General features: G+C 71.1%; 18 protein-coding genes. 9 read left to right on the top strand and 9 right to left on the bottom strand.

Annotated elements, in window-relative coordinates; all coding sequences use genetic code 11:
* Window position 1: 1 nt before the first annotated feature.
* The 4 genes from ACIBQ6_RS24010 to aceB form a co-directional block, all read right to left on the bottom strand.
* The gene (locus tag ACIBQ6_RS24010) at window positions 2–1,204 is read right to left on the bottom strand and encodes a heterodisulfide reductase-related iron-sulfur binding cluster (protein WP_358291963.1); all 1,203 of its coding nucleotides are present in this window, start codon (window positions 1,202–1,204) and stop codon (window positions 2–4) included.
* Window positions 1,205–1,206: 2 nt separating this feature from the next.
* A complete protein-coding gene (locus ACIBQ6_RS24005; RefSeq protein WP_397214561.1) occupies window positions 1,207–2,400 on the bottom strand; it encodes an FAD-binding oxidoreductase in 1,194 nt (397 codons plus the stop codon).
* Window positions 2,400–3,839: an FAD-linked oxidase C-terminal domain-containing protein gene (locus ACIBQ6_RS24000; protein WP_397214559.1), complete on the bottom strand. Its 1,440-nt coding sequence runs from the start codon at window positions 3,837–3,839 to the stop codon at window positions 2,400–2,402. The genes ACIBQ6_RS24005 and ACIBQ6_RS24000 overlap by 1 nt, the downstream gene beginning before the upstream one ends.
* Before the next feature lie 196 nt (window positions 3,840–4,035).
* Window positions 4,036–5,613 (bottom strand): malate synthase A, encoded by a 1,578-nt coding sequence (gene aceB / locus ACIBQ6_RS23995; RefSeq protein WP_397214557.1) that lies wholly within the window; start codon window positions 5,611–5,613, stop codon window positions 4,036–4,038.
* Between the two features lie 157 nt (window positions 5,614–5,770).
* Between aceB and ACIBQ6_RS23990 the strand changes: the two genes are divergently transcribed.
* From ACIBQ6_RS23990 to ACIBQ6_RS23955, 8 genes are all read left to right on the top strand, one after another.
* Window positions 5,771–6,463 (top strand): DUF4097 family beta strand repeat-containing protein, encoded by a 693-nt coding sequence (locus ACIBQ6_RS23990; protein WP_397214555.1) that lies wholly within the window; start codon window positions 5,771–5,773, stop codon window positions 6,461–6,463.
* Window positions 6,464–6,547: 84 nt separating this feature from the next.
* The gene (gene hflX / locus ACIBQ6_RS23985; protein WP_352322792.1) at window positions 6,548–7,960 is read left to right on the top strand and encodes a GTPase HflX; all 1,413 of its coding nucleotides are present in this window, start codon (window positions 6,548–6,550) and stop codon (window positions 7,958–7,960) included.
* Window positions 7,961–8,387: 427 nt separating this feature from the next.
* Window positions 8,388–9,596: an imidazolonepropionase gene (gene hutI, locus ACIBQ6_RS23980; protein WP_125633626.1), complete on the top strand. Its 1,209-nt coding sequence runs from the start codon at window positions 8,388–8,390 to the stop codon at window positions 9,594–9,596.
* A gap of 35 nt (window positions 9,597–9,631) precedes the next feature.
* A complete protein-coding gene (locus ACIBQ6_RS23975; protein ID WP_397214553.1) occupies window positions 9,632–10,447 on the top strand; it encodes a DegV family protein in 816 nt (271 codons plus the stop codon).
* 723 nt (window positions 10,448–11,170) lie between these two features.
* Window positions 11,171–11,812: a helix-hairpin-helix domain-containing protein gene (locus tag ACIBQ6_RS23970; RefSeq protein WP_397214551.1), complete on the top strand. Its 642-nt coding sequence runs from the start codon at window positions 11,171–11,173 to the stop codon at window positions 11,810–11,812.
* Between the two features lies 1 nt (window position 11,813).
* On the top strand, window positions 11,814–14,750 hold the full coding sequence (locus ACIBQ6_RS23965; RefSeq protein WP_397214549.1) for a ComEC/Rec2 family competence protein: 2,937 nt from the start codon (window positions 11,814–11,816) through the stop codon (window positions 14,748–14,750).
* 967 nt (window positions 14,751–15,717) lie between these two features.
* Window positions 15,718–16,245, top strand: coding sequence for an isochorismatase family protein (locus tag ACIBQ6_RS23960; protein WP_397214547.1), 528 nt, complete (start codon window positions 15,718–15,720; stop codon window positions 16,243–16,245).
* 182 nt (window positions 16,246–16,427) lie between these two features.
* Complete coding sequence (locus ACIBQ6_RS23955) at window positions 16,428–17,153, top strand: MBL fold metallo-hydrolase (protein WP_397214545.1); 726 nt, start codon at window positions 16,428–16,430, stop codon at window positions 17,151–17,153.
* Window positions 17,154–17,193: 40 nt separating this feature from the next.
* Here ACIBQ6_RS23955 and ACIBQ6_RS23950 read toward each other — a convergent pair whose 3' ends face one another.
* The 3 genes from ACIBQ6_RS23950 to ACIBQ6_RS23940 are packed head-to-tail and all read right to left on the bottom strand — an operon-like array spanning window position 17,194 to window position 19,220.
* Window positions 17,194–17,895, bottom strand: a complete 702-nt coding sequence (locus tag ACIBQ6_RS23950; RefSeq protein ID WP_397214543.1) for a RidA family protein — start codon at window positions 17,893–17,895, stop codon at window positions 17,194–17,196.
* Window positions 17,896–17,952: 57 nt separating this feature from the next.
* Complete coding sequence (locus tag ACIBQ6_RS23945; protein ID WP_397214541.1) at window positions 17,953–18,858, bottom strand: LLM class flavin-dependent oxidoreductase; 906 nt, start codon at window positions 18,856–18,858, stop codon at window positions 17,953–17,955.
* An 11-nt stretch (window positions 18,859–18,869) separates the two neighbouring features.
* Complete coding sequence (locus tag ACIBQ6_RS23940; RefSeq protein WP_397214539.1) at window positions 18,870–19,220, bottom strand: aldo/keto reductase; 351 nt, start codon at window positions 19,218–19,220, stop codon at window positions 18,870–18,872.
* 187 nt (window positions 19,221–19,407) lie between these two features.
* Between ACIBQ6_RS23940 and holA the strand changes: the two genes are divergently transcribed.
* A complete protein-coding gene (gene holA, locus ACIBQ6_RS23935; RefSeq protein WP_397214537.1) occupies window positions 19,408–20,379 on the top strand; it encodes a DNA polymerase III subunit delta in 972 nt (323 codons plus the stop codon).
* 27 nt (window positions 20,380–20,406) lie between these two features.
* On the opposite strand, the gene ACIBQ6_RS23930 is transcribed toward holA, so the two are convergent.
* Window positions 20,407–21,546, bottom strand: a complete 1,140-nt coding sequence (locus ACIBQ6_RS23930) for an epoxide hydrolase family protein (protein WP_397214535.1) — start codon at window positions 21,544–21,546, stop codon at window positions 20,407–20,409.
* A 59-nt stretch (window positions 21,547–21,605) separates the two neighbouring features.
* Window positions 21,606–22,103 carry a MarR family transcriptional regulator gene (locus tag ACIBQ6_RS23925; RefSeq protein WP_358291992.1) on the bottom strand — a complete coding sequence of 166 codons (498 nt, stop codon included), beginning with the start codon at window positions 22,101–22,103 and terminating at the stop codon, window positions 21,606–21,608.
* Window positions 22,104–22,121 lie beyond the last annotated feature (18 nt).

The following is a 22,121-nucleotide window of genomic DNA, read 5'->3' as shown; positions in this document are numbered from 1 at the left end:
CTCACAGCGACACCCCGCGCAGGGAGGCGTCCAGCACTTCGGCGGTGTGGGCCACCCTGATCTCCTTCCCGGCCCGGCGCATCGCCGTGGCGATCTGCATCGTGCATCCCGGATTGGCCGAGACCAGCAGCTCGGCCCCGGTCGAGGCGACCGCCCCGGCCTTCCGGTCGCCGAGGTCGCGGGCCGCCTCCGGTTGCAGGATGTTGTACGTCCCCGCCGACCCGCAGCAGATCGCCGACTCGGGGACCTCCCGCAGCTCCAGCCCGGGGATGCCGCGCAGCAGCTCGCGCGGCTGCGCCCGGACGCCCTGGGCGTGGGCCAGGTGACAGGCGTCGTGGTAGGCGACGGTGAGCGGCAGCGGATGCCGCCTGGCCGCCGGGCCCAGCTCGGCCAGGAACTCCGACAGGTCCCGCACCCGGAACCCGGGATCGGCGCCGAACAGCTCGCCGTACTCCTTCATGACCGAGCCGCAGCCGGCCGCGTTCACCACGACCGTCTCGACCCCCGCCCGCCGGAACGCCCTGACCGTCCGGCGGGCCAGCCGCCGGGCCTGATCGGCGCGCCCGGCGTGCACGCTGAGCGCCCCGCAGCAGCCCTGCCCGGGCGGAACGAGCACGTCGCAGCCCTCCAGCGCGAGCACCCGCGCGGTGGCCGCGTTCACCTGCGGGAAGAACTCGCCCTGCACGCACCCGGTGAGCATCCCGACCACGGCCCTGCGCCTGCCCCTGGCCCTGACCAGGCGCGGCAGGCGCTGCCGGTGCTCCACGCGCGGCGCGAGCGCGGCCATGGCGCCCAGGCTCGGATGGACCCGCGTCAGGAACGGCGCCATCCGCCCGGCCAGCCACATCGTCGGCCGCAGCAGCCGCAGCCTGCGCGGATAGGGGAACAGGCTGAACACGATCTCCCGCACCGCCCGATCCCGCGGCTCGCGCACGTGCGTGCGCTCGACCTCGGCGCGGGTCTGCTCGATCAGCCGGTCGTAGCGCACGCCCGACGGGCACGCCGTGACGCACGCCATGCAGCCCAGGCAGGCGTCGAAGTGCCCGGCCATCTCCGGGGTGACAGGAACGCCCTCGACGTGCTGCTTCATCAGGTGGATGCGCCCGCGCGGCGAGTCCATCTCCTCGCCCCACAGCGCGTACGTCGGGCACGTCGGCAGGCAGAACCCGCAGTGCACGCAGTCGCCGATCAGCTCCGGGTCCATGGTCACAGGCCTCCCGCCAGCCGTCCGGGCGACATCCTGCGCCCAGGGTCGAACCGTTCCTTGACCCGCCGCATCAACGGCAGCGCGCTCACCCGCCCCCACCTGTCGACCCCGGCGTGCGGCGCGGCCAGCACGTTCACCCGGCCGCCCGCGGCCTCGACCCGCTCCCGCAGCCCGTTCACCAGGCCCGGCAGCGCGTCCTCGGCGACGGGCGCGCCCGGCTCCAGCAGCACCCGGCCGGCGACCACCGACCCGCGCAGCGACAGGCCGCACCCGGCCGCCGCCCGCAGCACGGCGTCGGCCGCCGCGGGCGGGAAACGCACCTCGACCAGCACCTCACCCCGTGGGACGACCCCCCACCAGGACGGCGGCTCGCCGGTCACCGCCCCGCCGCCGGTCAGGTCGCGCAGCGCCGCGGCGCGTGCCCGCGCGGCCGTGCCCTCCACCAGCACCGCCAGCGTCACCGGCCCGCCCGGCTCCGGACGGTCCACCTCGACCGCGCTCGGCTCGGCCTGCGCGGCCGCCAGCGCCGCCGCGACGTCCGGCACGTCGTCCGCGGGCATCCCGGCGACCACCCAGCACCGCTCGCCGGGCAGCGGATGCAGCCGGAACGTGGCCTCCGCGATCACCCCGAGGGTGCCGTACGAGCCGGTGAACAGCTTGCCGAGGTCGTAACCGGCGACGTTCTTGACCACCTTGCCGCCCGACCGGGCGACCGTGCCGTCGGCCAGCACCACCGTGACGCCGATGAGCAGGTCGCGGGCGGTGCCGTAGCGGAAGGCGCGAGGGCCCGGCAGGGCGGCGGCGAGGGTGCCGCCGACGGTCGCCTGCCCGGCGAACGGCACGTCGAGCGCCAGCTCCTGCCCGCGCGCCGCGAGCGCCGCGGCCAGCGCCGCAGTCCGCACGCCGGCCTGCGCGCGCACCACCAGGTCGCCCGCCGCGTGCTCCAGGACCGCGTCCAGGCGGGACAGGCCGAGCAGCACGTCGCACCGCTCCGGCGGCGGACCCCAGTGCAGCTTCGTGCCGCCTCCCGAGGGCACCGCCGCCAGGTCGGCCGCGGCGCACGCGCGCAGCACGGCGGCGACCTCCTCGACGGTCCCCGGCAGCGCCACCCACCGGGCCCCCCACTCGTGCGCCGGGTCTTCGGGCCCGGCCGCCCTGACCGGCACGCCGGTGCCCGAGAACGGATCCGCCATCAGAACTGCTCCGCCCTGCCCGACTCGACCAGCGGGTGCGCGCCCTTGCGCACGCCCGGCACCTCGCCGCACAACCGCGGCGTGGGGAACACCTTGCCCGGGTTGGACAGGCCGCCCGGGTCGAACGCGCACCGGACGAGCTGCATCGTGTCCAGATCGGCGCCGGTGAACATCTTCGGCATGTAGCGGGCCTTGTCCACCCCGACGCCGTGCTCGCCGGTGATCGAGCCGCCGTGCTCGACGCACAGGTCGAGGATCGCGCCCGAGACCGCCTCGGCCCGCTCGCCCGCCCCCGGCTCGGCGTCGTCGAACAGCACCAGCGGGTGCAGGTTGCCGTCGCCGGCGTGGAAGACGTTGGCCACCCTGATGCCGTGCTCGCGCGAGAGCCGGTCGATGGCCGCCAGCACGCCCGGCAGCGACGTGCGCGGCACGACACCGTCCTGGACGATGTAGGCCGGGCTGATCCGGCCGACCGCCGCGAAGGCCGACTTGCGCCCCTTCCAGATGGCCGCGCGCTCCTCGGGACCGGCCGCCACGCGCAGCTCGAAGGCGTCCGAGCAGATCTCCGTCAGCCGCGCGAACTCCCGCTCGACCGACTCCCGCGGCCCGTCCAGCTCGACGATGAGCACCGCGCCCGCCCCCCGCGGGTAGGAGCAGGCGACCGCCGCCTCGGCGGCCTCGATGGCCAGCGCGTCCATCATCTCGATCGCGGCCGGCACGATGCCCGCTCCGATGATCGCCGACACCGCCCGGCCGCCCCGCTCGATGTCCTCGAACGCGGCCAGCACCGTGGTCACCGCCTCCGGCGCCCGGCTCAGCCGCACGGTGATCCTGGTGGCGATGCCCAGCGTGCCCTCCGAGCCGACGAACGCGCCGAGCAGGTCGTAGCCCGGGTCCATGCGGTCGAGGACGACCAGGTCGCCGTAGGGGGTGACGATCTCGCACGCCTCGACGTGGTTGACGGTGAAGCCGTACTTGAGGCAGTGGGCGCCGCCGGAGTTCTCCGCCACGTTGCCGCCGATCGAGCAGACCTGCTGGCTGGAGGGGTCGGGGGCGTAGTAGTAGCCCGCGTCGCGCACGGCCTCGGTGATCGCCAGGTTCGTCACGCCCGGCTCGACCACGGCCCTGCGGTTGGGCAGGTCGATCTCCAGGATCCGGCGCATCTTCGAGGTGACGATGAGCACACCGTCCTCGCGGGGGAGCGCGCCGCCGGACAGGCCCGTGCCCGACCCCCTGGCCACGAACGGCACCCCGAAGTCGTTGCACATCCGGACGACCCCGGCGACCTGCTCGGCCGTCGCGGGCAGCACGACCACGCCCGGCGTCGCCCGGTGGCTGGTCAGCCCGTCGCACTCGTAGGTGCGCAGGCGTACCGGATCGGTGATCACCGAGTCGGGAGGCAGCAGCGAGCGCAGCGCCGCCGTCAGCGTGTCGAGCACCAGTCACTCTCCAGATCCGTCACCTCTAGTGTGCGACTGTTTCCGCCGGTCTGGCCAGTTTTCGGAGGCAGTTTGGCTGGGTTTCGGGGGGTCCGCTTATTGGCTGGATTTCGCGGGGCCCGCTTATCGGCTGGATTTCGCGGGGTCCGCTTATGTCCGGCGCTGGCGCGCCGGACATAAGCGGAAATTTCAACATCTACGGCATCTGGGCGTACGCCGGCAGCGTCAGGAACTCGGCGAAGTCGTCGTCCAGCGCGACCTCCTTGAACAGCGCCGTCGCCTGCCCGAACAGCCGCTCGTCGTAGCCCGGCTCGGCCGAGATCCGGGCCAGCTCCTCGGCGATGATCCGCTCGACCAGCTCCTTGGTCACCTGCTCACCGGTGTCGGCCAGCGTGATGTCGTTGTGGATCCACTGCCAGATCTGCGAACGGGAGATCTCGGCCGTCGCGGCGTCCTCCATGAGGTTGTGGATCGCGACCGCGCCCAGCCCGCCCATCCAGGCGGCCAGGTAGCGCAGGGCCACGTCGACGTTGTTGCGCAGCCCTGTCTCGGTGATCTCGCCGGGCGTCTCGGAGACCGACAGCAGGTCGGCGGCCGAGACGCGGACGTCCTCGCGCAGCCGGTCGAGCTGGTTGGGCCGCGCCCCCAGGACGCCGTCGAACACCTCGCGGCACACCGGCACGAGGTCGGGGTGCGCCACCCAGGAGCCGTCGAACCCGTCGCCCGACTCGCGCGTCTTGTCCGCCCGCACCTTCTCCAGCGCCACCGCGTTGACCTCGGGGTCGCGCCGGGAGGGGATGAAGGCCGCCATCCCGCCGATGGCGTGCGCGCCGCGCTTGTGACACGTGCGCACCAGCAGCTCGGTGTAGGCCCGCATGAACGGCGCGGTCATCGTCACCGCGTTCCGCTCGGGCAGCAGGAACTCCCGCCCCCGCGTGCGGAACTTCTTGATCACGCTGAACAGGTAGTCCCAGCGGCCCGCGTTGAGCCCGGCCGAGTGGTCGCGCAGCTCGTAGAGGATCTCCTCCATCTCGAACGCCGCCGGATAGGTCTCGATGAGCACGGTCGCCCTGATGGTGCCGTACGGGATGCCCAGGAGCTCCTGGGCCCGGGTGAACACGTCGTTCCAGAGCCGCGCCTCCAGGTGCGACTCCATCTTCGGCAGGTAGAAGTACGGCCCCTTGCCCTTGTCCAGCTGACGCTGCGCGCAGTGGAAGAAGTAGAGCCCGAAGTCGAACAGCGACGCCGACACCGGCCGCCCGTCCACCTGGGCGTGCTTCTCGTCCAGGTGCCAGCCGCGCGGGCGCACCACGATCGTGGCCAGCTCGTCGTCGGGCCGCAGCGCGTACGTCTTGCCGCCGGTCTCGAAGTCGATCGCCCGGTCGAGCGCCTCGCGCAGGTTGAGCTGCCCGGACACGCAGTTCTCCCACAGGGGCGAGTTGGCGTCCTCGAAGTCGGCCAGCCACACCTTGGCGCCGGAGTTGAGCGCGTTGATCGTCATCTTCCTGTCGACCGGCCCGGTGATCTCGACACGGCGGTCCTCCAGGCCCGGGGCCGGCGGCGCGACCTGCCAGTCGCCCTCCCTGACCTCCTTGGTCTCCGGCAGGAAGTCGAGCGTCCCGCCGGCCGACAGCCCCGCCTGACGGGTCTGGCGGGCTTCGAGCAGCTCCAGTCGCCTGGCGCCGAACTCCCGCTGGAGAGCCGCCACGAAGCCGAGCGCCTCCGGCGTGAGGATCTCGTCGAACCGTTCGAGCATCGGGCCGGTGATCTCCATGTCCCCCTCTTTTCCGTAGAGTGGAAAACCGATTCTGGATTGTGGAAGTGAAGCTACTCCGCTCAGGGTTCCCGGGTCAAAGGCTGGGGTACCCCTGGGGCGTCTTCGGGGGCATCCCCGATGCGGAGGGGGTCATGCCCGCGAAAAGATCGGGGGCATGAAGACGATTGCTGTGGCGGGCGGGCTGCTGGCCGCCGCGCTGGTGCTGACGGGTTGCCGGATCGAGAGCTTCGGCGGTTCCACGAACCAGGACACCGTGTCCTACCAGGTGACGGACAAGGTTTCCAAGCTGCAGTTGAAGAGCGACGCCGGCGACACGGTGATCACCGAGACCGACGGCACCGCCGTCCGGGTCGTCGAGACGTTGCGCTGGCGGGGCGACGACAAGCCCAAGCCGCAGCACAAGGTCGAGGGCCAGGCGCTTTTCGTGACGTATGACTGCCCGTCCAACTGGGGGAACTGCAGCGTCGACTACAAGATCGAGATCCCCCGGGGGCTGGCCGTCGACCTCGACAGCGACTCGGGTGACATCACCTTGCGGGCGCTGAGCGGTCAGCTCGACGCGAAGCTCGACTCCGGCGACCTCGAAGGCTCCGGCATGACCGGCAAGAAGGTGTACGTCCAGGCCGACTCGGGCAACGTCGAGCTCAAGTACGCCAGCGCGCCGGACAGCGCGGAGCTGCGGGCCGACTCGGGCGACGTCGTCCTGAGGGTGCCCACGGGGTCCTACGACGTGAAGACCGACGTGGACTCCGGCGACGCCACCGTCTCGGTCAAGTCCGACCCGAGCTCCCCCCACAAGATCTCGCTGACCGCCAGTTCCGGCAACGTGACACTCTCGGCGGGATAACCAGGTGATGACGCCGGGGATGTCGTGCCACCATCGTGGGAAGACACCGAGGTGTCCAGACGTTCCCTCATAGAGATGACACGAATGCACGAATACACCGCGCTCGACGAGTTCGAGACCGGCGACATGGACCTCGAGGAGCGCCAGGCGCTGCGCCGCGTGGCGGGCCTCTCCACCGAACTCCAGGATGTCTCCGAGGTCGAGTACCGGCAGCTGCGGCTCGAGCGGGTCGTCCTCGTCGGTGTCTGGACCTCCGGAACCGCCGAAGACGCCGAGAACTCCCTGCTGGAGCTCAAGCTCCTGGCCGAGACCGCCGGGTCCGAGGTGCTCGAAGGGCTCATCCAGCGGCGCCAGAAGCCCGACCCGGCCACCTACATCGGCTCGGGCAAGGCCCTGGAGCTGCGCGACGTGGTCGAGTCGACCGGCGCCGACACCGTGATCTGCGACGGCGAGCTGACCCCCGGCCAGCTCCGCCAGCTGGAGGAGACGGTCAAGGTCAAGGTCATCGACCGTACGGCGCTGATCCTCGACATCTTCGCCCAGCACGCCAAGAGCCGTGAGGGCAAGGCCCAGGTCGAGCTGGCGCAGCTGCAGTACCTGCTGCCGCGGCTGCGAGGCTGGGGCGGCAACCTGTCCCGTCAGGTCGGCGGTCGCGCCGCGGGCGGCGTGGGCATCGGCGGCCGCGGCCCCGGTGAGACCAAGATCGAGCTCGACCGGCGCCGCATCCGCGACCGCATGTCCAAGCTGCGCCGCCAGATCAGCGGCATGTCCACCTCGCGCGAGACCATGCGCCACCGGCGCCAGCGGCGCGAGGTCCCGGCCGTGGCCATCGCGGGCTACACCAACGCGGGTAAGTCCTCGCTGCTCAACCGCATCACCGGTGCGGGCGTGCTGGTCGAGGACGCGCTGTTCGCCACGCTCGACCCGACCGTGCGCCGCGCCCGCACGCCGGAGGGCCGGCTGTTCACGATCGCCGACACCGTCGGCTTCGTGCGCCACCTGCCCCACCAGCTCGTCGAGGCGTTCCGGTCCACGCTGGAGGAGGTCGCCGACGCCGACCTGATCCTGCACGTCGTCGACGGCTCGCACCCCGACCCCGAGGGTCAGCTCGCGGCCGTCCGCGAGGTGTTCGCCGACATCGAGGGCGCCTCCGAGGTGCCCGAGGTCGTGGTGATCAACAAGGCCGACGCGGCCGACCAGGAGGTGCTCGACCGCATCGCCAGGCGCGAGCGCGACAGCATCGTGGTCTCCGCCCGCACCGGCAAGGGCGTCCCCGAGCTCATGCGGCTCATCGAGGAGCGGCTGCCGCGCCTCGACCACGAGGTCCACCTGCTGGTGCCCTACGACCGGGGCGACCTGGTCTCGCGGGCCCACAAGGAGGGCGAGGTGCTCTCCGTGGAACACGTCCAGGACGGCACCGTCCTGCACGCCCGCGTGCTGCCGAGCCTGTTCCAGGAGCTGGAGCGGGTAGGCAAGCCGGTCGAACGCGTCTCTTAGCGGGACGGCTGGGCAGCTCTCGCTCAAAGTAGCGCAGAGCTGCCCAAATAGTGCAGTGGTCCCGGAACCCTGGGGTTGCTAGGATGGCCAGACCTAACGTTGGTCTGGTTTTTTGGTTTCGGTTCTGGGTTTCGGATGATGACCTTGAGTGCGGCAGTCGTCAGCGGGGGCCAGGGGGGCAAGGCGTGGCTGGGTGACGGATGGGATGAGTGGTCTTTCTTCCGAATAACCCTGTACACCAAGCCCGGCTGTGAAATAACGTAACTGAACTGAAATCGCCGGGTCATGTCTCCGGCGATACGGTCACCGCACAACATCACGCGGATGAGAGCAGGAGACCCCCCATGTCGTCCGGACCCGGAGCGGACTCAGTGGGCGCGGCACAGGCCGTGCGCTGGGTGTTGCGCCTGCAGGGGGCGGTGGTGCGATGACCGTTCGGCTCTTGACCAACATCGGCCGCCTGTGGACGGGTAACGAGGTCCTCAGCAACGCGGCCATCCTCGTGCACAACGACCGCATCGCCTGGGTCGGGCGGGCGCCCGACCTCCCGCAGAGCGTGCCCGGCGTCGTCGACGACATCGTCGACGTCGATCACGTGGAGAACCTCGGCGGCGCGCTCGTCACGCCCGGCCTCATCGACGCCCACACGCATCCGGTCTACGCCGGCAACCGCTACGCCGAGCTGGCCATCCGCACCGGCGGCTCCAGCGCGGCCTCGATCACCGCGGCGGGCGGCGGCGTCGGCTCCACCGTCACCGTGACGCGCGGCACCGACCCCTGGACGTTGTGCAACGGCGTGCGCGAGCGGCTGCGGAGCTGGCTGCTCAGCGGCACCACCACCGTCGAGGCCAAGACCGGCTACCACCTCACCCGCGACGGCGAGCTGGCCGACGTGCGGCTCCTGCGCGAGCTGGAGAAGGAGCCGATGATGCCGCGGGTGCACGTCACCTTCCTCGCGGCGCACGTCGTGCCTCCCGAGTACTTCGGCCGTCAGCGCGAGTACGTCGAGGCCGTGGGCGCCTGGTGCGCCGACGCGGCGGCGGCCGGCGCCGACAGCGTCGACGTCTACTGCGACGAGGGCCACTTCACCACCGAGGAGTCCCGCTGGGTCCTCGCCTCGGGCCGCAACGTGGGGCTGCTCCCGCGCATCCACGCCGGCCTGTTCAGCCGTCGCGGCGCCGTGCAGCTGGCCGCCGAGCTCGGCTGCGCCTCCGCCGACGGTCTGCACCACATGTCCGACGAGGACATCGCGATCATGTCCCGCTACGGCGTGCCCGCGGTGGTCTGCCCGGCCACGGCGCTGCAGCGCGGCCACGTGCCGCCGGTCCGTCAGATGATCAAGCACGGCGTGCAGATCGCCCTCGGCAGCGACCACAACCCCGGCTACTGCGGCATCACCTCGATGTCGCTGGTCATCGCCATGGCGGTGTCGGCGTTCGGCATGAGCGTCAACGACGCGCTGCGCGCGGCCACGCTGGGCGGCGCGACCGTCCTCGGGGCGCCCGACCGCGGGGTGCTGGCTCCCGGGCGGCTGGCCGACATCGTCCAGTGGGACGCCGACCACGAAGGCGCCTTCGCCTGGTCCTTCGGGCTCAAGCCGCGCCGGGTCTGGCGGGGCGGCACGCCGGTCCAGTAAGCCCGGACTCGGGAACGGGTGGCTAATCTCGGGATATGCCGCCCTCTGTCGTCGTTGTCACCGATTCCACTGCTTACCTGCCCGCTGTGCCCGGTGTGACGGTGGTGCCGGTACAAGTGGTCGCCCGCGGCATCCCGCGCGACGAGGACACCTTCACCGGCGACCTGGCCACCGTCACCACCTCACGTCCGTCGCCCGCGCGCTTCGCGGCCTGCTACGACGAGCTGGCCGCCGCCGGCGCCACGGGCGTGGTCTCGATCCACCTGTCCGGCGAACTGTCCGGCACCGTCGAGTCCGCCCACGCGGCGGCCAAGGACGCGCCGGTGCCGGTGGAGGTGATCGACAGCCGGTCCATCGCGATGGGCCTGGGCTATCCCGTGCTGGCGGCGGCGCGCTCGGCCGCCGCAGGAGCCTCGTTGGGCGACGTGGCCGCCGCCGCCCGCCGCACCGCCGCCGTCACCCGGACCTTCTTCTACGTGGACACCCTGGAGTACCTGAGACGGAGCGGCCGCATCGGCGCCGCCACGTCGTTGTTCGGGTCGGCCCTCATGATCAAACCGCTGCTGCACATCGTGGACGGGCGCATCTCCCTGCTGGAGAAGGTGCGGACGTCGGGACGGGCGATCGCACGGCTGGAGGACCTGGCGGTGGAGGCGGCCGTGGAGCTGGACGGGGCCGGGGTGGCGGTGCAGCACATGGGGGCTCGGGGGCGGGCCGAGGCGTTGGGGGAGCGGTTGTCGAAGCGGGTGACGGGGGTTCGTGAGGTGCGGGTGGTGGAGGTGGGGGCGGTGATCGGGGCTCACGTGGGGCCGGGGATGCTGGGGGTGACTGTTACGGCGTACGAGGGGTGAATCGGCTTTTTCGGAGGGCCTTCCTCTGGTGGGTGCTGTGTTTTCCACGGGCATCTCGTGTCCTGGCTCCGTCGTCCCCAGAATTCGGTTCGGTGGCTCGGAGGTGGGGGTGGCATCCCTAGGTTCGTCGGCGTGCGATCTCAGGACCCGACGGCAGAGCGGACCATAGCCGAATCCAGGCTCCGGTCGATCACGAGTCCTGCCCGGCGGCCGCGTCCGGGACGACGCAACCGACATCCATACGGCGACGAGGCCCAGAACCTTCCGACCTCCCGACTCAGCACATCCCCACCACCCTCTGCGCCTACTTCTTCTGCGTCCGCCTCTTCCGCGAGCGCTTCTCCTGCGCTCGGTGCTCCTGTGCTCGGTGCTCCTGCGTTCGCGTCTTCCGGGCGGTGGGATGGGCGCGGGGTTGAGTCAGCTTCCGAGCTGTGGGGCGACCGTGGGGTTGCGCCTTTCTGCGAGCCGGGGAGTGAGGGCGGGGGTGAGCCTTCGTCCGAGCTGTGGGGTGAGCCTCGGCCTGAATCGGGGGGCGGGCGTTCGGCGGGGCCTCAGGCGATGTCGCAGCCTGAGCAGCAGGCAGAGCGGCAGGATGAGCCGCAGGAGAGCGTCCCCAGAGCCGAGCGTCGGGTTGGGCGTCGGAACGGGCCGGGGATCGAGCCTCAGGCCGCCACAGGAGCGCCCCCAGGCATCCCTCGGCGGATCACAGGCAGTCCCGCTCCCATGCCCCCGACCTTCCAAGCGTTCCGCGACGCCATCACCTCGGCCCAGCCGTCCAGCACCATCGACCTCAGCAAGCCCGGTCTGCGCGTGCTCGTCGCCGTCGGCGCCCTGGCCGTCGCGGTCGCCGTCTTCTTCGTCTGGCGCTCCCAGCCCACTCCGGAGCCCCTCCCGCCGCCACCCGCGACAACCCCTCCATCCCCGTCCCCGACCGCTGCCAAGGTGACCGTCCAGGTGGCGGGCAAGGTCCGCAACCCCGGCGTCTACCTGCTCCCGCAGGGCTCCCGCGTGACGGACGCGGTGACGGCGGCGGGCGGGCTCAAACACGGCGCCTCCACGGGCCCCCTCAACCTGGCCCGACGCCTGATCGACGGAGAGCAGATCATCGTAGGTGCCCCCTCTGCGGTCGTCGCCGCCGTACCTCCCGGATATTCCGGCTCGGACCCCGCCACAGCCATCCTCGACCTCAACGCCGCTACCCCCGACCAACTGGAAGAACTCCCGGGAGTGGGAGAGGTGCTGGCCGCCAGGATCGCCGAGTTCCGTACCGCCCACGGCGGCTTCACCAGCGTGGACCAGCTCCGCGAGGTGAGTGGCATCGGCCCGAGAAAGTATGAAGAAATCAAGCCGAAGGTCCGCGTCTGACATGCCGCCCTTCGACGCCCACTCGGCCCCCGGCCCTTCTGAAATCCCCATGCGCCCCGCCACCACCGTCCCTCTGAGTCTCGCCACCACCGATCCTCCGCGCCCTGCCGCCACCGACCCTCTGCGCCTCGCCACCGCAGACGGCGGCGAGCACAAGCGTTCCTGGACGCTGGTCCTCCCGGCGCTGTCCGCTTGGGCCAGCGCCCTGATCATGCTCGGCCAATCGCCCATGGTGGGGATGACGACAGCCGCCATCACCGCCCTTGTCGCAGGCGCCCTGACCTGGCGCACCCGCTCACCGTTCACCCGCTGGCCCCTCATCGGTTCGCTGATCAGCAGGTTCCTGCCTGCGTCGTTCGGATCCGTTCTGTCCGCCCTTCCACTGCTCCTGCCGTTCACGCGCCACCGTTCGCTACGTTCGTCGCCCCCTCCCTCAGGACGGATCCCTCCCGGTCGGCCTTCGCCCTTCTTGGGGGCTTGGCGAAACGTGGTGCTCGCGACCCTCATCTGCGCGGCGGCGGCCTCCGCGTCTGTCGCCTTCCGCGTCCAGGCGCTGACCACCGGCCCAGTGGCTGAACTCGCCGCCAGGAACGCGAACGTGACCGCTCAGATCGTCCTGTCCGACGACCCGAAGCGCAGGCCACGCAGAAGCGGCCACTTCAACCGGGACAGCTACGTGATCCCGGCCACTCTCAAGATCATCGAGTCGGCTACGCGGCAGAGAGGCAGTTCCACTGCCGGTCGGCCTGAGGAGAACCGTCCCGACGTCCCTGGAGGCAGTGACGGAGGTGTCGCGCAGGCATCCCCGCCACCGGAACGCCAGGCCGTCGACGTCCCCATCACGGTGTTCGCCGGCGGCAACGCCTGGAGCGCCCTGCTGCCGAGCCAACGCCTGCAGGTCACCGGCCGCCTGGCGCAACCAACGCCCGGCGACCTGGTGGCAGCCATCCTCCTGGTACGAGGCGAGCCCCGCATCCTGACACCACCTTCGTCCATGCACACCATGGCGGGCACCCTCAGAACCGGCCTCCGGACAGCCGCCGACCCTCTCCCGCCCGACCAGCGCGGCCTCCTGCCCGGCCTGGTCGTCGGAGACGTCTCCCGCATCGACCCTCAGGTGGCCGCCGACCTCAAAGAAGCGGGCCTGAGCCACCTGAACGCCGTAAGCGGGGCGAACCTCGCCATCGTCGCAGGCGCCGCCCTGGCGCTCTCCCGCCTGGTCGGCCTCTCCCTGCCGCTGAGAGCCGTCTTCGCGGCTGTCGCGATGCTCGCGTTCACCGTGGTGGCCAGGCCGTCCCCGAGCGTTCTGCGTGCCCTGCTGATGGGCCTGGCCGCCGCCCTCGCCCTGGGTACCGGGCGGGCGAAGGACGGCCTCGCCGCCCTCTCGGCAACCGTCCTCTTGCTGGTTCTGTTTGCGCCGGAACTGGCACGTTCGTACGGCTTCGCCCTATCGGTCGCGGCCACCGCCGGCATCCTCCTCCTCGCACCACGCTGGCGCGACAAACTCTCCACTCCACCACCGACGGAGACCGGCGACCGCGACGCGACCGAAGCGCCCACGACGACAGACCGGAAACCGGAGAAGGGAAGGGAACGCGGCAACGTACAGGGGCGTGCGGCAAGTGCATCTAAAGAGGCCGGCGACTGCCGCGCGACCTCTCCCCTCGAAGACGCGTCCACCGGTCGAGGACGTGCCGTCGCAAGGATGCGCCGCTTGCCGAGATGGCTGGCGGAGGCGCTGGCCGTGTCGGCTGCCGCGCAAGCGGCCGTGACCCCCGTCCTGGTGCTCATGTCGGGGCAGTTGACGTTGGTGGCGGTGCCCGCCAACCTGCTCGTGGCTCCCGCCGTGGCTCCCGCGACCCTGCTCGGTTTCGCCGCCGCCCTGGTGGCCCCGATCTGGCCGGACGCCGCCGGCATGCTGGTCATCCCGGCCGGATACGCGGTGGGCTGGATCGTCACCGTGGCTCGCTGGGCCGTGAACGTCCCTCTCGCCATCCTGCCCTGGCCGGGCGGCCTCCCCGGTCTGGGGCTCCTCGCCCTCGCCGTGGCCGTCGCGATCCCGGTACTCAGGCACCGCCGCTGGCGGACGACGGCGCTGCTGACGGCAGGTGCCGCTCTGGTCGCCGTGCTGGTGATCCGTCCGCTGGCGGGAGCCTGGCCGCCCAAAGGGTGGTTGATGGTGATGTGCGACGTCGGGCAGGGCGACGGGCTGGTGGTGGCGGCCGGACCTGGACGAGGCGTGGTCGTGGACACCGGCCCGGACCCGGTCGTGATGGATCGATGCCTGCGCAGGCTCGGAGTCGAGGACGTTCCCCTGCTCGTCCTGACCCACCCGCACGCCGACCACGTGGACGGACTGCCAGGCGTGCTCAGGAACCGACACGTGGGAGCCGTGATCGTCAGCCCTCGGCCGACGGCGGTGCAGTCCAGCGCGCGGATCTCGGCCGTACTGGCTCGACACCGGATTCCCGCAGGGAACGCGGAACCTGGCACACGATGGCGGTTCGGCCCGTCCGAGCTCACCGTCGTCGCCCCTGACCCGACGTCAGGCGGGAGCAACGGCCAAGGCGAAGGCAGTGTGATCAACAACTCCAGCGTCGTGATCCACGTACGCTGGCGCGCCGGTTCCGTCCTGCTCGCCGGAGACCTGGAGACCGAAGCACAAGACGATCTCGCACGCCACCTCGCCCTGCGTGCCGACATCCTCAAGACCCCGCACCACGGCTCGAATCGCCAGTCCCCGGCCTTCCTCGGCTCGCTGGGTGCACGGGCCGCCCTGATCAGCGTGGGCGCCGGCAACGACTACGGCCACCCGGCCACATCGACCCTCGCCCTCCTCCACCGCCTCGGCGCCGCCATCTACCGCACTGATCGATCGGGTGACCTGGCAGTAGTCGAACACGAAGGCAGCCTGGCCGTAGTCCCCCGTGGGCCATGAGGGCTCCGACGCCGAACGAGCGCGACCCAGGCCTATTGAGGCGGAAGGAGGCAGGAACTGGCACCGGCGGGTCGCACGAACGGATCAGGAAGTGGCCACCGGAGCCGTGGTCGAGGTTTATGAGCGGGTCACAGGCTGGTGACGTCTCACAGCTGGTGGCAAGCCGGTCTTCCGGACGGGGGTGACGGTGGGGTTCGGGCCGGTGCCTCTTCACGCCCGATGCCGAGCCGATCTCCTGGACGGGGATGCCAGCGGTTCTTGGGGCGGTGACCGTTCGCGCCTGGTGGCGAGCCGATCTTCCGGACGGGGATGTCAGCGGGGCGAGAGACGGTGTCTCTTCATGCCCAGTGAGGGTCTCTGGGCCGGTCGGAGGAGCCCGGGGCAGTAAGGCTCCCCGCCGACGCGGGCCGCTCGGACGGCTGCGGGGTGTTCTGTCGCATCAGAAGGCCGGCCCCTCAGATCCTCTGTGCGGTTGATGCAGCGTTCCTGCCGGGAGATCGGCTTGCCGCCGGCGTGGACAGTCACCGGCGGCCCGCTCCACAACCTCTCGGCAGTGGTTGCGCTGCTTGCAGAGGTCAGGGGCAGGTGTGACCATCAGCCGCCGTGAAAACGCGGCGCTCTGCGGCGGCCGCTTTTGGGAGGCCAGGGCCACTGGCGTCCGGCCAGGGCCACTGGCGTATGGCCAGGGGCCCTGGCTTTCGGGAGGCCATGGCCACTGAGGGTCGGGGTCGGCGGTGGTGGCACGGGCGGGCCTCGCGGCGCGGCGGCCCACGGCCGGTCGGGCGTGGGGCCGTTCGAGGGTGCCCGGATGGGATTGAGGGGTGCGGGCAGGGCGTCGCGAGTCGGCCCGCTGAGCCGAAAGCGGGGGCAGATTCACTTGGCATCGTTCATGTGCGGCATGCTACTGTCCTCTTATCATTCAGCTTATGAACGATTTCGGGAGAGAATAGTGATCGACCCCCGTACCGTGCAGATCGTCTTCGCCGACCTGCAGGACAGCATTGTCGCCCTGAGCAGCACGAACAGCCCCGACGTCATCAGGCGGTCGGCTGGCGTGCTCGGCACGGTCGCGCAGGCGCTGGACATCCCCTTCACCGTGTCGGTCGCCCCCAGGCCCGGTGGGCCCGGTGTCATCGCCGAACTTCCCGAGGCGTCCCCCTTCGTGCGCGGCGGACCGTGCTGCTGGGACGACCAGGCATGGCGCGAGGCGATCGCCACGGAGGACCGCAAGACGCTGGTCGTCTGTGGTGTGACCTCGGAGATCGTCGTCCTGCACACCGCGCTCGACGCCCTGGCTGACGGCTATGACGTGATCGTGCTGGTTGACGCGAGCGGCGGCATGTCGGAGCGCACGGAGAGCGCGGCCTTCCGCCAGATCGAAGCGGCGGGTGGCACTGTGACGTCCGTGGCGAGCTTCGTCACCAGCATGGTGCGTGACTTCACCACCCCCGTCGGCCGCGGCGTCATCACCGCACTGCACGGCCTGTCGGGCTAGCGATCAGGCCGCGCCCCTCGCCCTCAGGCCGCGCCCCTCGCCCTCCGGCTGTGGCCCCGCCGTCAGGCCGCGGTTCTCGCCGTCAGGCTGCGGCCTTCGCCGTCAGGTCGCGGGCCGAGGGCCGCGCGGTCAGACTCCGTCCTCAGTCCAGTCCTCCGTCCAGACCTCCCGGAAGAAGTTCCATGAAACTGGCGCCTCATCTGCACCGCCTCGGCAATGACGTCGTGGCATGCTATCTCGTCGACACCGCCGAGGGCATCACGCTCATCGACGCCGGGCTGCCTGGCCACTGGCGGGACCTGCAGCGCGAACTCCGTTCCATCGGCAAGTCCGTGGACGACATCCGGGGACTCGTCCTGACCCACGGCGACTCCGACCACCTCGGTTTCGCCGAACGCCTGCGCAGCGAGCACGGCGTGCCGGTGTTCGTGCACGCCGCCGACGCCGTTCGCGCCCGTACCGGGCAGAAACCCACGGTCGCGGTCGGGCCTGTGCGGCTTGGGCCGGCGTTCGGCTTCCTCGGGTACTCCATCCGCAAGAACGGCCTGCGCACCCGCCACGTCCGCGAAGTCACCGAGATCGGCGACGGCGACGTCCTGGACCTGCCCGGGAGCCCCGTGATCGTGGGCATGCCGGGGCACTCGCCCGGGAGTGTGGCGGTGCACGTCCCGCTCGCCGACGCCGTCTTCGTCGGGGACGCCCTGACCACCCGGCACGTCCTCACCGGGCGCGAAGGCCCCCAGCCGGCCCCCTTCACCGACGACCCGGCCGAAGCGCTCGTCTCCCTCGACCGGATCGCCCGGCTACCGGCGTCCTGGGTGCTTCCCGGCCATGGCGCCCCCTGGCGCACCTCACCGGCCCGAGTGGGGGAGGAGGTTCGGACGGCGTCGGCCGGCACCCGCGGATGAACCCGGCACCTGCTTCCCTCGGGTCCAGCACCTGCTTCCCTCAGGTCCGGTGCCCGGTGCCCGGTGCCCGGGTCCCTCGGGTCTGGCACCTGTCTCTTGGGCCCGGCGGCCTCCCTCGGGCCCGGCACTCGCATCCGTCGAGGCCGGTGGCGGCGTCAGCCGAGGCCGCGTGGCCCGGCGAGAGGAAGCCGAACGCCGGACCAGACGCACAGGCCCGACCGCAACCTTGGGCTTCTCTGGTGCGGGCTCGGACGGTGTCGGCGGCGTGCACGAACACCGGCACGCCGTGCTCGCGCGGATGGTGAACGGATGGTGGACGCCGCCAGGTCGCGCTCAGCCGGCCTAGTCGGTGATCGCGACGGCGTCCACCTCGAACAGCATGTCGGGCAGGGTGAGCGCGGCCACTCCTGCGAGCGTCTGAGTGGCGGCAGGTCCCCCAGATGTTGTGGACGGCCTTGAGAAGGATCTCCAGCCTGTCCTGGTCCTGGTCGTGGTCGACGGTCTGGGTGCGGATCTGCACCACGTGGCTGTGGTCGAGGCCGACCTCAGCCGGCGCCTTGCCCAGGTTCGCGAACGACTGCCTGACCTGCTCGGCGAAGTCCTCGGAGACGGCGTGGCCCTCGCGGTCGGAGGCGTACTGCTCGGTGACGAAGACGGTCTCTCCGGAGGCGCGGGCGATGTGGCTGTACCCATATCCGACCGGGTTGTGCAGAGTCTCGGGGTTGGCGATGCTATGTGACATTTGTCCGATCCCCTCCAGGCGGAAGAGCGTCCGCGTACAGGCGGACGGCCCGTCGCGCTACTTCGCGATCGCCTCGCGGACGGACGGCACGATCTCCTGGGCCCAGCGGGCCAGCGTGGTGAGGTCGGTGGCGCCGTGGCCGGCGGAGAAGAGGACGAAGCCCGAGGCGTCGTGCTCCAGCACCGCTTCGGTCAGCTCCTCGACCCACTGCCCGACCGAGCCGCCGATCCAGCGTCCGTCGTGGTCGCGGGTGGCGGGCAGCGGGCGGTCGGTGATGCGGCCCGGGAAGTTGTAGATCGTACGGATCTCGCGTGGGTCGCGGCCCACCGCGGCGGCCGCCTCGTCGATGATGGGCCGCGAGGCGCGATACCGCTCGCTGCGCCAGTCGGCCGCGTGGCCGGGGATCCAGCCGTCGGCCACCCTGCCCGTGGCGGCCAGGGATTTGGGCCCGTTCGAGCCGGTCCATACCGGGGGCGCGGCCACGGGGGCGGGCTCGATCCCGTGCACCCGGTAGTGGCGTCCCTCGTGGGTGACCGGTGCGCCGCCGCCCGACAGCTTCCGGATCAGGACGATCGCCTCCTCGAAGGCGTCCACGGCGTCGCCGGGGGTCTGCCGGGGCACGCCCATGTCGGCGATGCGGTCCCACAGCCCGCCCGCGCCCATGCCGAGCACGACGCGGCCGTTCGACAGCGCCGACAACGACGTCACCGTCCTGGCCAGCATGGGGGCGGGCCTGGTCGGCAGGTTGGTGACATTGGCCAGACCGGCGATGTGCCGCGTGCCGCCCAGCAGGAAGCCGATCGTGGCGTAGGCGTCCAGGCGCTCGCCGAGATAAGGATGGTCGGACAGCGAGAAGAGATCGAGCCCGTCCCGGTCGGCCTGCTGAACCATGCGCAACAGCTCGGGCAGGTCCTCGAAACCGGAATGCGCGCCGAAACCGAACACCACATCAGATGCAGACACAGTATTGCCTTTCATGCGTCACACGGAGAAAAAGAAGAGGTCACCAGGCGTACGCTTCTGGTGCGGATTTGGAGCCGTTGGGGGCCGGGCGGCGGGAACAACTCGTCCAGCCTGGTCAGGGTACTGTCGCGCCTGCCGTCCCCCTGGGCGAACCGGCGGTCGATGATCTGCTCGGTGCGGCCGTCGGCATAGACGTCGGCGGTGTCGAAGAAGTCGATGCCGTGCTCGTGGGCGCGATCCGTGATCGCGTGACTGTCTGGTTCGGACGTCTCCGCCCCGAGAATCATCGTGCCCACAGCCAACCGGGGACACCGACGGACCGGCTGCTCGGCGAAGCGGTTGCCGGACAGGCCCTCGCGCATCGCGGCTTCGGCGCCCGACGTCCGGGGGAACGCCGAGCCGCCGCGGCCCCAACGATCATCACAACCGTACGACTCGTCATCATGACTCCGGCCAAATGTAGTTCGTGCCCCGAACTATAGTCGTTCGCAACACGAACTGCAACGGTCGAGTACCAGGTTGTCGGTGCCGCATGGCATGCTGCCTGACATGGCGGGAACCGATCCAGCACTAGTCACCCTGGTCCTCGGCGACGAGGAGCTGCTTGCCGAGCGGGCGGTGGGCGCCGTCGTCGCGGCGGCGCGGGCCGGCGATCCCGGGGCCGAGGTGCATGATCTCGTCGGCGGAAAGGTCGCCACCGGCGAGCTGACCCAGCTGACCTCGCCCTCGCTCTTCGGCGACCGCTCGGTGGTCGTCATCCGCTCGGCGCAAGACCTGCCGAAGGACGTCATCACCGAGGTGGTGTCGTACACGAAGCAGCCCTCCGACGACACGGTTCTCGTGCTGGCGCACCCGGGTGGGGTGAAGGGGAAGGCGCTGGTCGACGGGGTGAAGAAGGCCGGGGCCCAGGTGGTGACGATCAACAAGGTCACCAAGCCCGGCGAGCGGCTGGAGTTCATCAAGGGAGAGGTCAAGCGGGCCGGGCGGAACATCGCGGGTGACGCGGCCCAGGCGTTGCTCGACGCGGTGGGCAACGACCTGCGGGAGCTGGCGGCGGCGTGCAGCCAGCTCGCGTTCGACACCGAGGACAAGACGATCAGCGCGGCGGCCGTGGCGCGCTATCACAAGGGCCGGGCCGAGGTCACCGGCTTCAACGTGGCCGACTCGGCGATCGAGGGGCGCCTGGCCGAGGCCCTGGAGCAGCTGCGCTGGGCTCTGGGCACCGGCGTCGCGCCGGTGCTGCTGGTGAGCGCGCTGGCCGGTGGGCTGAGGTCGCTGGCCAAGGTGGGGAGTGCCCCGCGCAACCTGCGCGGGGGGCAGCTCGCCGCCCATGTGGGGATGCCGCCCTGGAAGGTCGACCGGGTCAAGCGTCAGCTGAACGGCTGGGGGCCGGAGGGGTTGTCCCGGGCGATCCAGGCGGTGGCCACTGCGGACGAGCAGGTCAAGGGCGGCGGCGCGGACACGGCCTACGCCCTGGAGCATGCCGTGCAGGTGATCGTCGCCAGCCGTACGGGCCGGTAGCGAACACCCGCCCGGCGGCGACGCTCCTCAGGCCGGGCGTAGGGCGCGGAAGAACGTGGTGATGTCGGTCGCCAGCTGGGCCGGTTCCTCCAGGGCCATGAAGTGGCCGCCCCGGGCCGGGGTGTTCCAGTGGCGCAGGTCGGTCAGGGCGCGTTCGGCGAAGCTGCGGGGAAGGTTCGCCACGGAGGGCTCGTGGCTGAGGGTCACGGCGGACGGCACGGTGATCGGCGGCCGGGGCGGGTTGCTCGGCCAGTCGTAGTACGACTTGAACGAGGTGCCGATCGAGCCGGTGGCCCAGTAGAGGGTCAGCATGGTGAGCAGGGTGTCGCGGTCGAACCGGGACTCCAGGTCACCGTGGCAGTCGCTCCAGGCGCGCAGCTTGTCCACGATCCACGCGGCCAGTCCGGCCGGGGAGTCGAGCAGGGCGGCGGCGATCGTGTCCGGACGGGTCAGCATGATCTCGCTGTAGCCGCCGTCGCGCTCGTCGTAGGCCGCCTCGGCGTCCAGGAACGCCTGTTCGTCGGGGGTCAGCGGCGGGACGTCCAGGGACGCGGGGGCGGGCGGGTGGATGAGGTGGATCCCGGTCACCTGGTCCGGATAGAGGGCGCCGAGCCAGCCGACGGCCGCGCCGCCGATGTCGCCGCCGAAGGCCCCGTAGCGTTCGTGGCCCAGGACCTCGGTCATCAGCAGGTGCAGCATGCGGGCCATCGCGGGCCGGGTGAGGGGTTCGTCCGGCAGGCCGGAGTAGAGGAAGCCGGGCATCGACGGGATCACGACGTCGAAGGAGTCGCCGGGGTCGCCGCCGTACCGGGCGGGGTCGGCCAGGCGTGCCGCCAGGGGAAGCATCTCCATGAAGCTGCTCGGCCAGCCGTGGCAGAGCAGGACGGGCAGCGGCGCGCGGCCGGTCCCGGGGATGCGGACGAAGTGGAGGTCTCGTCCCTGGACGGGGGCTTTGCAGTGGTCCAGCTCGTTGAGGCGGGCTTCCTGGGCGCGGAAGTCGAAGCCGTCGGCCCAGTACGTCACCAGTTCCCGCAGGTAGGCCGGGTCGGTTCCGCCTTCCCAGGGGCGGTGGTCCAGCGAGCGGGTGAATCTGGCGTTGCGGAGACGGGTGCGCAGGTCGTCGAGTACGTCGTCGGGAACCTCTATGCGGAACGGCGTCACGGCCATGTGGTCTCCGAGGTCGGAAGTGTCATCCCAGCATGGGTATCACCGGACGCCCGCCCGCCTCAATGCAATTGATTGGGGTTCGTCTCCACGTAGAGCAGGAGCTGTTTGAGCAGGTTGTCCAGGGTGTCCTGGTCGTCGGGGGGGAGGGCGTTCACCATGGCCGCCTCCAGCACGGCCAGGACGGCCATGGCCTCCATCCAGAGGTCGTGACCCTTGGGCGTGAGCTCGATGTCCACGCGACGGCGGTCCTCGGTGCTGCGGACGCGGCGTACCAGACCTGCCTTCTCCAGCGTGTCGAGGCGGCCCGTCATGCCGGCGGGGGAGAGCAGCAGCTCGGCGGCCAGCTCGGTCGGGGTGGCGGTGCCGTTGTGGGCGGCGAGCCTGTGGAGCGTCTGGAACTCGAAGTCCTGGACGCCGGTCTGGGCCAGCGCGGCCGCCTTGGCGTGGCCGAGGTGCTTCACCAGCGACTGCATGCGGGTCACGATGCCCTCCACCCGCTCGTCGAAGGGCGCCTTGCCGCGCCAGCGGGCCAGATGACGATCGACGGAGTCCTCCACGGCACAGGATCATACGCC

Source organism: Nonomuraea sp. NPDC049655, assembly GCF_044465465.1.
Taxonomy (GTDB): domain Bacteria; phylum Actinomycetota; class Actinomycetes; order Streptosporangiales; family Streptosporangiaceae; genus Nonomuraea.
This window is presented reverse-complemented; position numbering and strand designations above follow the sequence as displayed.